The sequence below is a fragment of the Salinispora goodfellowii genome, from assembly GCF_059570675.1.
Genome location: NZ_JCANTD010000009.1, coordinates 90333 through 102864 on the forward strand (window position 1 = coordinate 90333; position 12532 = coordinate 102864).

Annotated in this window: 10 protein-coding genes; 8 read left to right on the plus strand and 2 right to left on the minus strand. The window is 71.6% G+C overall.

What is annotated here, in order from left to right; translation table 11 throughout:
• The first annotated feature begins 92 nt into the window (after positions 1-92).
• The 8 genes from T398_RS12335 (at position 93) to T398_RS12370 (ending at position 10170) form a co-directional block, all read left to right on the plus strand.
• The gene (locus T398_RS12335; protein WP_018731377.1) at positions 93-770 is read left to right on the plus strand and encodes a Crp/Fnr family transcriptional regulator; all 678 of its coding nucleotides are present in this window, start codon (positions 93-95) and stop codon (positions 768-770) included.
• Between the two features lie 138 nt (positions 771-908).
• Positions 909-1514 carry a TetR/AcrR family transcriptional regulator gene (locus T398_RS12340; protein ID WP_026322611.1) on the plus strand — a complete coding sequence of 202 codons (606 nt, stop codon included), beginning with the start codon at positions 909-911 and terminating at the stop codon, positions 1512-1514.
• 37 nt (positions 1515-1551) lie between these two features.
• The gene (locus T398_RS12345; protein WP_496446760.1) at positions 1552-2361 is read left to right on the plus strand and encodes a TIGR03084 family metal-binding protein; all 810 of its coding nucleotides are present in this window, start codon (positions 1552-1554) and stop codon (positions 2359-2361) included.
• A gap of 32 nt (positions 2362-2393) precedes the next feature.
• On the plus strand, positions 2394-4142 hold the full coding sequence (locus tag T398_RS12350) for an acyclic terpene utilization AtuA family protein (protein ID WP_496446832.1): 1749 nt from the start codon (positions 2394-2396) through the stop codon (positions 4140-4142).
• Positions 4139-5311, plus strand: a complete 1173-nt coding sequence (locus T398_RS12355) for an acyl-CoA dehydrogenase family protein (protein ID WP_496446762.1) — start codon at positions 4139-4141, stop codon at positions 5309-5311. The genes T398_RS12350 and T398_RS12355 overlap by 4 nt, the downstream gene beginning before the upstream one ends.
• Positions 5308-6909 carry an acyl-CoA carboxylase subunit beta gene (locus T398_RS12360; protein ID WP_496446764.1) on the plus strand — a complete coding sequence of 534 codons (1602 nt, stop codon included), beginning with the start codon at positions 5308-5310 and terminating at the stop codon, positions 6907-6909. Before T398_RS12355 ends, T398_RS12360 begins: the two co-directional genes overlap by 4 nt.
• Positions 6910-6967: 58 nt before the next feature.
• Complete coding sequence (locus T398_RS12365) at positions 6968-9010, plus strand: acetyl/propionyl/methylcrotonyl-CoA carboxylase subunit alpha (protein ID WP_496446766.1); 2043 nt, start codon at positions 6968-6970, stop codon at positions 9008-9010.
• Entirely contained in the window at positions 9007-10170 is a 1164-nt protein-coding gene (locus tag T398_RS12370; protein ID WP_496446767.1) for an acyl-CoA dehydrogenase family protein, read from the plus strand. The genes T398_RS12365 and T398_RS12370 overlap by 4 nt, the downstream gene beginning before the upstream one ends.
• A 93-nt stretch (positions 10171-10263) precedes the next feature.
• On the opposite strand, the gene T398_RS12375 is transcribed toward T398_RS12370, so the two are convergent.
• Positions 10264-11388, minus strand: a complete 1125-nt coding sequence (locus T398_RS12375) for a S1 family peptidase (RefSeq protein WP_496446768.1) — start codon at positions 11386-11388, stop codon at positions 10264-10266.
• A 163-nt stretch (positions 11389-11551) separates the two neighbouring features.
• Entirely contained in the window at positions 11552-11974 is a 423-nt protein-coding gene (locus T398_RS12380; RefSeq protein ID WP_496446770.1) for a nucleotidyltransferase domain-containing protein, read from the minus strand.
• Positions 11975-12532: the final 558 nt, after the last annotated feature.

Here is a 12532-nt window from a genome sequence, read left to right on the forward strand (position 1 = left end):
TATCTGCGCACGTGCGCCTAGACTGACCGAGCGCGAGGGAGAAGCGGACGGCGGACCCGCCGACGGACGGCACGCGCAGGCGGAGGTGCGCGATGGACGAGGTACTGGCCCGGAGTGGGATCTTCCAGGGGGTCGACCCGGAGGCTGCCGAGGCGTTGGCCAAGGAGATGGAGACGATCGAGGTCCGCAAGGGCGATGTCGTCTTCAACGAGGGCGAGCCCGGTGACAGTCTGTACATCCTCCTCTCCGGCAAAATCAAGGTCGGGCGTCGGGCGGCCGACGGGCGACAGAACCTGATCGCGGTCATGGGCCCGTCGGACATGGTCGGCGAGCTGTCGCTCTTCGACCCGGGGCCCCGGACGGCGACGGCGACGGCGGTGACCGACACCCGCCTGGTGCGGCTCCGTAAGCAGGCGCTGCGCCCCTGGCTGACCAACCGGCCGGAGATCGCGGAGCAGTTGCTGCGGGTGCTCGCCCGCCGGCTGCGCCGGACCAACGACTCGCTGGCCGACCTGATCTTCACCGACGTGCCCGGTCGGGTTGCAAAGAACCTGCTCCAGTTGGCGGGACGCTTCGGCACCCGGGACGGCGGGGTACTGCGGGTGACCCACGACCTGACCCAGGAGGAGATCGCCCAGCTCGTCGGCGCCTCCCGGGAGACGGTCAACAAGGCCCTCGCCGACTTCGCCTCGCGGGGCTGGCTGCGCCTGGACGGCAAGAGCATCATCATCCTCGACCCGGAGCGCCTGGCTCGCCGCGCCCGCGTCTGATCGCCCACCCACCCGTCGATCCGGAATCCACGGGGGATGGTGTTACCGCTGCAACGGCGGCCGGCGAGCCGGCCGCCGTTTTGCTCGCCCAAAAAAGTCAGGCTTGACTGTTTGTTTTTGGGACGGCACGCTGAGGCCGTGTCCGGAACATCGACCCGCGTCCCCCAACAGGAACGCAGCCGCGCCACTCAGGCCCGACTGCTCGAGGCCACCGTGGCGTGCCTGGTCGAGCATGGCTGGTCCGGCACCACGACGACCGTCATAGCGAACCGGGCCGGGGTGTCCCGGGGCGCCCAGCTACACCACTACCCCACCAAGGCAGCCCTGGTCACCGCCGCGGTCGCGCACCTCGCCGAACGACGCGCGGAGGAGCTGCGCATCGAGGCGAAGGCCCTGCCCGCCGGCCCACAGCGGTTGGACCGGGTGGTGGACCTGCTCGCCGCGGCCTTCACCGGGCCGCTCTTCATCGCCGCCCTGGAGCTGTGGGTCGCCGCCCGCACCGACCACGAACTACGGACGGCGCTGGTGCCGCTGGAGGCCCGCCTGGGTCGGGAGATGCACCGGCTGACCGTCGCCCTGCTCGAGGTTGACGAGCGCCAACCCGGCGTGCGGGAGGCGGTGCAGGCCACCCTCGACCTGCTCCGCGGCCTCGGCGTGGCGAACCTGCTCAACGACGACTCCGCCCGGCGCACCACACTGCTCACCGCCTGGAAACGCCAACTCACCGAGCTCCTCGCCCCCTGACCCGTCCCGCACCACCGCCGACTCCCCCGGAGGCACCATGGTCAACCTGACGGACCTGCTGACCGATCTGGCCGCCGAGTCAGCCGACCTGGACGCGCTCGTGGCACCGCTGTCGACCGCCGAGTGGGCCCGCGCCACGCCCGCACCCGGTTGGACGATCGGCCACCAGATCGCGCACCTGGCCTGGACCGATCACGTCGCGCAGCTCGCCGCGACGGACGCCGACGCGTTCTATGCCTCCGTCGCCACCGCGCCCGACCCGACCCGGCTGGTGGACGCGGGCGCGGAGGAGTTCCTCGCCCCACCGGCCGAGCTGCTGCCCCGCTGGCGCTCCGGCCGGGCGGCGCTCGCCGCCGCCCTCACGGCCACCCCGGCCGGCGAGAAGCTCCCCTGGTACGGCACCAGGATGTCCCCCGCGTCGATGGCTACCGCGCGGATCATGGAAACCTGGGCACACGGCGCGGACGTGGCAGACGCGCTCGGGGCCACCCGACCGGCCACGGCACGGCTGCGGCACATCGCGCACCTCGGCTTCCGGACACTGCCGCACTCCTTCGCCGCGCACGGTCGCCCACTGCCGACCGCACCGGTCCGAATAGAACTGACCGCACCACCGACCAGCACCGACACCGCCGGCGCGACCTGGGCCTACGGTCCCGCGGACGCCGCCGACCGGGTCACCGGACCGGCACTGGACTTCTGCCTGCTGGTGACCCAACGCCGGCACCGCGCCGATCTCACCCTCACCGCGACCGGGCCGGTTGCCGACGCCTGGCTGGACGTGGCCCAGGCTTTCGCCGGCCCGCCCGGTGCTGGCCGGACGCCCCAAGCGCAGGCGACGGCGTGAGCACCGGCGACGGCGTGAGCACCAGCGACGGCGTGAGCACCAGCGACGGCGTGAGCGCAGGCGACAGCCCGAGCACCGGCACCGGCGACCGCACGCGCACCCGGCTGCGGGTCGGCAACGCCTCCGGCTTCTACGGCGACCGCTTCTCCGCCTGGCAGGAGATGCTCGACGGTGGCGAGCTGGACGTACTCACCGGGGACTACCTCGCCGAACTGACCCTGCTCATCCTGGGTCGGGACCGGATGCGCGACCCCGACCTCGGCTACGCGCGGACCTTCCTGCGTCAACTCGAAGGAACCCTCGGCACCGCACGGGAACGCGGCGTCCGGATCGTCACCAACGCCGGGGGGCTGAACCCCGCCGGGCTGGCCGCCGCCGTCCGCTCCCTCGCCCAACGGCTCGGGCTCGACCTCAAGGTCGGGTACGTCGAGGGCGACTCCCTTTCCCGGCCGGACGCGCTGACCGCGAACGCGTACCTCGGGGCGTTCGGGATCGCCGCCGTACTCGACGCCGGCGCCGACGTGGTGGTCACCGGGCGGGTCACCGACGCCTCCCTGGTGGTCGGGCCGGCGATCGCCCGGTTCGGCTGGGACCGCGACGACCTGGACGCCCTCGCCGGTGCGACCGTCGCCGGGCATCTCCTCGAGTGCGGCGCGCAGGTGACCGGGGGCAACTTCAGCTTCTTCACCGAGCTGCCGGACGGCGGGCACCGGCCCGGCTTCCCCCTCGCCGAGCTGCACGCCGACGGCTCGTCGGTGCTCACGAAGCACCCGGGCACCGGGGGTGCGGTCACCGTCGAGACGGTCACCGCCCAGCTCCTGTACGAGGTGGGCGCGCCGGCCTACCTCGGGCCGGATGTGGTCACCCACCTGGACTCGGTGCACCTCACCCCGGACGGGCCGGACCGGGTCCGGGTGTCCGGGGTCCGGGGGACGCCACCACCGGAGACGCTCAAGGTCGGCGTCAACAACCTCGGCGGTTTCCGCAACTCGATGACCTTCGTCCTCTGTGGGCTGGACATCCCGGCGAAGGCGGCCCTGGTCCGCGGGCAGCTGGAGGAGACGGTCGGCAAGGAGGGGCTGGAGTTCGTCCTCGCCCGCACCGACCACCCCGACACCGCGGACACCGAGGCGGCGAGCGCCCTGCTCCACGTCCACCTGCGGGACGGGGACAAGGCGCGGGCCGGGCGGGCCTTCTCCGCCGCGGCGGTGGAGCTGGCCCTGGCCTCGTACCCGGGATGCACCCTGACCACGCTGCCCGGCGACGCGTCCCCGTACGGGGTTTTCACCGCCGACACGGTCGCGCAGGACGACGTCGAGCACGTGGCGGTCCTGCCCGACGGCACCCGCGTACCGATCCCCCCGCCGCCGCGGACCCGGCCGGCCCCGCCCTCCTCGGGGACGGCGGTGTCGGGCGCGGGCCCCGCCGCGTACCCAACCCGACGCCGGCCCCTCGGGGAGCTGGTGGGGGCGCGGTCCGGGGACAAGGGGGGCGACGCCAACCTGGGGGTCTGGGCGCGAACCGACGCGAGCTGGGAGTGGCTGCGGGGATGGCTGACCGTGGAGCGCCTCGCCGAGTTGCTGCCGGAGACCGCCCCGCTGACCGTCGAACGGCACGAGCTACCGAACCTGCGGGCGGTCAACTTCATGATCCGAGGGTTGCTCGGGCTGGGGGTGGCGGCCACGACCCGCTTCGATCCGCAGGCGAAGGCGCTGGGGGAGTTACTCCGCTCCCGCATGGTTCAGATTCCGGCCGAGTTGATCCCGGAGGAGGCATCATGACCATCCTCGACACCCCGGAACGTCGGCAGCTCCGCGAGCTGACCCGGGCGTTCATGGACAAAGAGGTACTACCACACTTCGATGACTGGGAGCGGGCCGGCGAGGTCCCCCGCGAGCTACACGCCACCGCCGCCAAGGTCGGTCTGCTCGGCATCGGCTTCACCGAGGAGGTCGGCGGCAGCGGCGGCGACCTGCTGGACTCGGTCGTCGTCACCGAGGAGATCATCCGTTCCGGCGGCTCCTCCGGGCTGGTGGCGGCGCTCTTCACGCACGGGATCGCCCTGCCGCACCTGGTGGCCGCCAGCGACCCTTCCGGGGCGGCAACCGCGTCGGACGACGACGCCGACCTGATCGCGCGCTTCGTTCGACCGACCCTCGCCGGGGCGGCGATCGGCGCACTGGCGGTCACCGAACCGGAGGGCGGCTCGGACGTGGCCGGGCTACGCACGACGGCCCGCCGGGACGGTGACCACTACCTGGTGAACGGGGCCAAGGCGTACATCACCAGCGGGCACCGGGCCGACTTCGTGACCACCGCGGTGCGGACCGGCGGGCCGGGCGCGGAGGGCGTCTCCCTGCTGGTGATCGAGAAGGGCACACCGGGGTTCACCGTCGGCCGCCGGATGGAGAAGCTCGGCTGGCACTGCTCGGACACCGCCGAGCTCTCCTTCGCCGATGTCCGGGTGCCGGTGACGAATCTGGTCGGCGCGGAGAACACCGGCTTCCTCGCCATCATGCAGAACTTCGCCGCCGAGCGGGTCTCCCTGGCCACCCAGGCGTACGCGACGGCACAGCGCTGCGTGGAGCTGACGCTGGGCTGGTGCCGGGACCGGGAGACTTTCGGCCGCCCGCTGGCGAGCCGGCAGCTCGTCCGGCACCGGCTCGCCGAGATGCACACCCGCGCCGAGTCGGCCCGCGCCCACGTGCTCGACGTGGCGGCCCGGGTCGCCGCCGGGGAGATGGTGATGACCGAGGTGGCGATGGCCAAGAACACCGCCGTCGCCGCCTGCGCCGAGGTGGTCGACGCCGCGTTGCAGCTGCACGGCGGCTTCGGCTACCTGCGCGACTCCGAGGTGGAGCGGCACTACCGCGATCAACGAATCCTCGGCATCGGCGGCGGTGCCACCGAGATCATGAACGAGATCATCGCGAAGGGCATGGGGCTGTGACCACACTCGACAGCGTGATCGATCCCGCTGCGACGACGTTCCGGGAGAACCGGGAGGCGCTGCTGGCCCGACTGACCGAACTGGACTCCGCGCTGGACCAGGCGCGCGACGGTGGCGGCGAGAAGTATCGCGCCCGGCAGCACAAGCGCGGCAAGTTGCTCGCCCGCGAGCGCGTCGAACTGCTGCTCGACGCGGACGCCCCGTTCCTGGAGCTGTCACCGGTCGCCGCGTACGGCACGGACTTCCCGGTCGGCGCCAGCGTGGTCACCGGCATCGGCCCGGTCGAGGGCGTCGAGTGCATGATCATTGCCAGCGATCCGACGGTACGCGGCGGCGCGGTCAACCCGTGGTCGCTGGCGAAGAGCCGGCGGGCCGGGGAGATCGCCCTGGCCAACCGACTGCCGATGATCAACCTGGTCGAGTCGGCCGGGGCGGACCTCCCCACCCAGGCGGAGATCTTCATCCCGGGTGGGCGGGTGTTCCGCGACCTGACCCGGCTCTCGGCGGAGCGGATCCCCACGGTCGCTGTGGTCTTCGGTAACGCCACGGCCGGCGGCGCGTACGTGCCGGGAATGTCCGATCACGTGATCATGATTCGGGACCGGTCGCAGGTCTACCTGGCCGGTCCGCCGCTGGTGAAGATGGCCACCGGCGAGGACGCCGACGACGAGTCGCTGGGCGGCGCGGCCATGCACGCCACCACCTCCGGGCTCGCCGACTACCTGGCCGAGGACGAGCGCGACGCCATCCGGCTGGCCCGGCAGTGCGTACGTCGGCTCAACTGGCGCAAGGCGGGACCCGCACCCCGTACGGCCGACCCCCGGCCACCCCGGTACGACCCGGAGGAGCTGCTCGGCATCGCCAGCGCCGACCTGAAGGTGCCGTTCGACCCACGCGAGATCATCGCCCGGGTACTGGACGGCAGCGAGTTCGACGAGTTCAAGCCGACCTACGGCACCGCGCTGGTCACCGGCTGGGGCGAGCTGCACGGCTACCCGGTCGGGATACTCGCCAACGCCCGGGGGGTGCTGTTCAACGCGGAGGCGCAGAAGGCGGCCCAGTTCATCCAGCTCGCCAACGCCGCCGACACCCCGTTGATCTTTCTCCAGAACACCACCGGCTACATGGTCGGCACCGAGTACGAGCAGCGCGGCATCATCAAACACGGCGCCCTCATGATCAACGCGGTGTCGAACTCGACGGTGCCGCACCTGACGGTGAACCTCGGCGCCTCCTACGGCGCCGGCAACTACGGCATGTGCGGCCGGGCGTACGAGCCGAGGTTCCTGTTCACCTGGCCGAACGCGAAGTCGGCGGTGATGGGCCCAACCCAGCTCGCCGGGGTGCTCTCCATCGTCGCCCGGCAGGCCGCCGCCGCGAGGGGCCGGGAGTACGACGAGGATTCCGACGCCGCCATGCGGACGATGGTCGAGCAGCAGATCGAGTCCCAGTCCGGGGCACTCTTCCTCTCCGGCCGGCTCTACGACGACGGCGTCATCGACCCGCGGGACACCCGTACCGTCCTCGGGCTCTGCCTGTCGGCGATCCACACCGCACCGGTGCGGGGCGCCGACGGCTTCGGTGTCTTCCGAATGTGACAGCCACACAGCACAGTCAGGCCGGTCCGTAGTCGCGAACGAAGGAGACGCAGCGCGGATGATCAGCAGACTTCTGGTCGCCAACCGGGGCGAGATCGCCCGCCGGATCTTCACCACCTGCCGGGCACTCGGGATCGAGACGGTCGCCGTGCACTCCGACGCGGACGCCGAGGCGCCCTTCGTCGCCGAGGCCGACCACGCCGTCCGGCTGCCCGGGAACACACCCGCCGAGACGTACCTGCGGATCGACCTCGTCCTGGCCGCGGCCCGGCGGGCCGGCGCCGACGCCGTCCATCCGGGTTACGGCTTCCTCGCCGAGAACGCCGAGTTCGCCACGGCGGTCACCGACGCCGGGCTGGCCTGGGTCGGGCCACCGGCCAAGGCTATCGCCGCGATGGGGGACAAGCTGGCGGCGAAGACGCTGCTCGCCGAGGCCGGCGTCCCCATGCTGCCCAGCTGGACCGACGCCGACCAGGTCAACGGCTTCCCGGTACTGGTGAAGGCGGCCGCCGGAGGCGGCGGGCGGGGCATGCGGGTGGTCCGCGCCGCCGACGGTCTCGCCGACGCGATCGCCAGCGCCCGCCGCGAGGCGGCCTCCGCGTTCGGCGACGGCACCGTCTTCATCGAGCGGTACGTCGAACGCGGCCGGCACGTCGAGGTACAGATCCTGGGCGACCAGTTCGGGACGGTGGTGGCCCTGGGGGCGCGGGACTGCTCGATCCAACGCCGGCATCAGAAGATCGTCGAGGAGGCGCCGGGCGTACTCGCGCCCGAGGTACGCCAGCGGCTCCACGCGGCGGCGGTGGCTGCCGGCCGGGCGGTCGACTACCTCGGTGCGGGCACCGTCGAATTCCTGCTCGCCTCGGACGGGGAGATCTACTTCCTGGAGATGAACACCCGCCTGCAGGTGGAACATCCGGTGACCGAGCTGACCACCGGCCTGGACCTGGTCCGCCTGCAACTACTCGTCGCCGAGGGCAACCCGCTGCCGATCGACACGACCCCACCGGCTACCGGGCACGCGATCGAGGTACGCCTCTGCGCCGAGGAGCCCGCCCACGGGTACCGGCCGGCGACAGGCACCCTGCACCGGTTCACGGTCCCCGGGGTGTCGGCCGAGTTCGGGCCGCTGACCGGGGCCGGCCTGCGGCTGGACTCCGGCGTCACGGATGGCTCGGTGGTGGGCGTCCACTACGACTCGATGCTCGCGAAGGTGATGGCCTGGGCACCCACCCGGGGCGAGGCGGCGCGCGCGCTGGCCGGCGCGCTGGCCCGGGCCGAGCTGCACGGGGTCGCCACCAACCGGGATCAGCTGGTCCGCATCCTGCGCAGCCCGGACTTCGCCGCCATCGAGCTCGACACCGGCTTCCTGGACCGGCACCCCGAGGTGCTCGCGCCGCTGGTCTCCGCCGGGGAGCTGCCGGTGGTCGCGGTGGCGGCGGCGCTCGCCTCGGCCGCTGACCGCCGGGCCGCCGCCCCGGTGCTGGCCGGGCTCCCCTCGGGTTGGCGCAACGTGCCCGCCTTCGCGCAGGTCACCCGCTACGCCAGCGCGGACGGCGCCGAGATCGAGGTGCGCTACCGCCTGGACCGCCGCGGGGCGCTCGTCGAATGGACGGTGGATGGCTGTCCGGCCACCGTCGGCGCCGCCGCCCCGGCCGGGCCGGACGCACCACCGCCCGGGCCGGATGTCACGCCGGCCCTCACCCTGGTCGAGGCGCACCCGGACCGGGTGCTGCTGGAGGTCGCCGGGGTACGCCGGACCTACCGCGTACACCGGGTTGGCGCGGAGGTCTTCGTGGACGGCCCGGACGGGGCGGTGAGCCTCACCGAGTTGCCCCGCTTCCCGCTACCCGGCGCGGAGTTGGCGGCCGGGTCGCTGCTCGCGCCGCTGCCCGGCACGGTGACCCGGGTGCAGGTCGAGCTCGGCCAGCGGGTCGCCGCCGGTGACCTGCTGCTGACCCTGGAAGCGATGAAGCTGGAACACCCCGTGCTCGCCCCCACCGACGGCGTCGTCGCCGAGCTACCGGTGTCCACCGGCGGCCAGGTCGAGACCGGCGCCGTACTGGCCGTGGTCAACCCCGACGAGGAGACACAGTCATGAACTTCGACCCCACCCCCGAGCAGGAGCAGCTCCGCGACGCCGTACGGGCGCTGGGCAAGCAGTACGGCCACCGGTACTTCGTCGAGAAGGCCAAGGCCGGCGAACGCACCACCGAACTGTGGAACGAAGCCGGCGGGTTGGGCTACCTCGGCGTGAACATCCCGACCGAGTACGGCGGCGGGGGCGGCGGCATCACCGAACTCGCCATCGTCTGCGAGGAGTTCGCCGCCTCCGGTTGCCCGCTGCTGCTGCTGGTGGTCTCCCCCGCTATCGTCGCGACGATCATCAACCGGCACGGCACCGAGGAGCAGCGCAAACGCCACCTCCCCGGCATCGCCGACGGCTCCCAGCGGATCGCCTTCGCGATCACCGAGCCGGAGGCCGGGTCGAACTTCCACCGGCTCGGCACGGTGGCCCGCCGGGACGGCGACGACTGGTTGATCTCCGGCCGCAAGTGCTACATCTCCGGCGTCGACCAGGCGGGGCACGTACTTGTGGTGGCCCGGTCCGAGGACGCCACGACCGGCAAACTGAAGCCAGCGCTGTTCCTCGTACCGAGGGACGCGGCGGGGTTGACCTACTCCAAGCTGGACATGGAGATCCTCTCCCCGGAGGACCAGTTCCTGCTCTACCTCGACGACGTACGGGTGCCGGCGGAGGCGTTGGTCGGCGAGTCCCTGGACGCCGGCCTGCCGGCGCTCTTCGCCGGGCTGAACCCGGAGCGGATCACGATCGGCGCGATGAGTGTCGGCTCCGGCCGGTACGCGCTCGAACGTGCCTCGGAGTACACGGCGACCCGGAAGGTGTGGGGTGGGCGGTCGATCGGCTCCCACCAGGGGGTGTCGCATCCTCTGGCGCACGCGGCGGTGCAGGTGGAGTTGGCCCGGCTGATGGTCCAGAAGGCGGCGGTGCTCTACGACGCCGGGCGGGACCTGGAGGCGGGGGTCGCCGGCAACATGGCCAAGTACGCCTCGGGGGACGCGGCGGCGCTGGCCGTGGACACGGCGATCCAGGCCCACGGCGGGGCCGGCATGACCACCGAGTACGGGGTGGCGACGCTGCTCGGGGCTTCCCGGGCCGGGCGGATCGCCCCGGTCACCCGGGAGATGATCCTGAACTTCGTGGCCCAGCACGTCCTCGGCCAGGAGAAGTCGTACTGACCTGGGGTCACGCTACGGCGACCAGGTCCATCTCGCGACCGTAGCCGGCGCGAGGAGCGGGCCGCCAGGTGTCCTGGCGGCCCGCTCCACCGATCAGTAGAACTCCACGCCGTACTCGTCCAGCACCTCTCCGATCGGCTGGTAGTAGGACCAACTGGCGGTCGGGAACAGGCACAGCAGGACGCCACCGGAAGTCATGCCGAGTGCGGTGTTGCCGGCGAAGAGCGGGCCACCGCTGTCGCCCTTCTGGCTGCAGATGTCCGTGCCGATCAGACCTTCCACCACATCTTCCTCGCCGTCTGCACCTCGGTAGACGGCGGTGGCGTCCACCTGGGTCACCTCGCCGCTGAGCAGCCCCGAGGTGCTGCCGAACTGCTCAACCGACTGGCCAACGTACGCTTCACCGTGGTCGTGGATGGGCCGAACATCACCGTCACCGAGGGTGACCATACTCCAGTCCTGCGCTTTCCTCCCGGTCCAGATGAGGCCGTAGTCGTTTCCTGGGAAGCTGCTGTCGAGGTCGATACCCAGCAGATTCTTGACGGGATTGTAGGGGTCCGGGACGTCGGTGTACCACCCGGCCAAGTTTCCGTTGGTGCAGTGGCCGGCAGTGAGGGAGAAGAAAGCAGACCGGTCAGAATTGGTGACGTTGAACCCTAAACTGCACCTGAAGTCGGAGCTGTAAATCGCCTCCCCGCCCAGCGCCAGGGCGCTCAGGTCACCGTTCATTGCCTCTAGGCGGAGCGCGCCATCGGCATCGTCGGCCACGCCCTGGAGCGTCTCGAGCTCGTCGTCGGTGACAGTCGTGTCGTAACCGAGCGCGACCTGGTTGGCGACCGGGTCGACCCACCAGGAGGTGCCCGGGATCCCCACCTCCTTCAGCGTGGCCCGGATGTCACGGAGCTGTCTCCCATCCCGGTTCACCCGCTTCGCCTGCACCCCCTGCGCATTGACCTGCTGGGCCGCCGCGTCGTCGGTGACCGTGACGACAAACTCGCCGTCGTCGTCGAGGTACATGCCGGGGGCCCGGTCCCCGAGGAGATCAACCAGACGCTCGGCGGCCTCCGGAGACGAGGGCGCGGCGAGTGCGGAGGCGTCGGGAGACGGGGGCGCGGGGGCGGCCTGACTGGGCACGCCGAGCAGCACGCCGGCGACCAGGGTTCCGGCCGCGGCGACGGCAGCAGCAGCCCGCTTACGCGAGGAGCTTGAGGGTTTCACTGACCAAACCTCCTGAAAGTGGGCAAGAGCGATAGGTCATCTCATCCTTGCGCATACATGAATATTCATCAAGCCCCATCTCGACTGATAGCGGTCTACCTGCCTGAATTCGCCACCACCGCCGGAGGAGAGCTAGCAGAGAGCCGAGCATCGTGGCCGCCGCTCAGCTCCCGCACGCGACCGACAGCCGGGCCAGCACACCGGCCGGATCGTGCACAATGCAGTGCCCCGCACCGACGACCCGGCGGGTGCCCGCGTCAACCGGGCCGGTGTCCGCCCAGCTCACCGGCGCGACACCGATCTCCACCACCAACCCCGATGGACGTCGTACGCGAACCTCCCGGAGCGGGCCCCACTCGGCCAATCGGAGCACCTCACCGCCGAGCAGACCCGTCCACACTCCCGCCACGGAATAACGGACCTGGTCCGTCAGGACCACAATGTCGACATCGGAGTCCACCCGGGCGGCCCCACGCGCCCACGAGCCGACCACCACCACACCGCGTACATCTTCACGCTCAGCCGCCCATCCGACGACCAGGTCGAGAACCGAACGGACCTCCCGAGAGCGCGCCGGGGTCACCACGGGATGGATCCTGACACCTCGAAACTTTCGAAGGAGGTCAGTGAACAACCCCACCCGGCCTCGCGCAGAAGGCGTACCTGACTTCGAGACCCAGTTCGCCGCCATCGGCACTTCGCCCTCCCCGCACCGGCCACCACGCCCACCGAGCAGGAAGCCGCGACCGACGCCTACATCCGCTGGCGCGGCCCGACGCGGGAAACCGAAAGCTTCATTCGCCACCGGCTCCAAGATCCGCCACCCGGATTGCCCGTTCAAGGCTGCGTGCCGAAGCACTGACGCATATCGCTTCACAGCACGATTGCGATCCTCGCCCGACGCGGTGGCCGGGCGCAGCGCCACGCATGTCATCGATGGCCTCACGTCACAGGGAGTTGCGATCCTTGCCCGACGCGGTGCGGCCGGGCGCAGCGCCACGGATCACACGGCGGCCTCGGTTGGCGTCTCGCCGTTGCGATCCTCGCCCGACGCGGTAGCCGGGCGCAGCTACGGCCCAGCAGACGCAGGTCGGCGTGCGGGACCGTGTTGCGATCCTCGCCCGACGCGGTGGCCGGGCGCAGC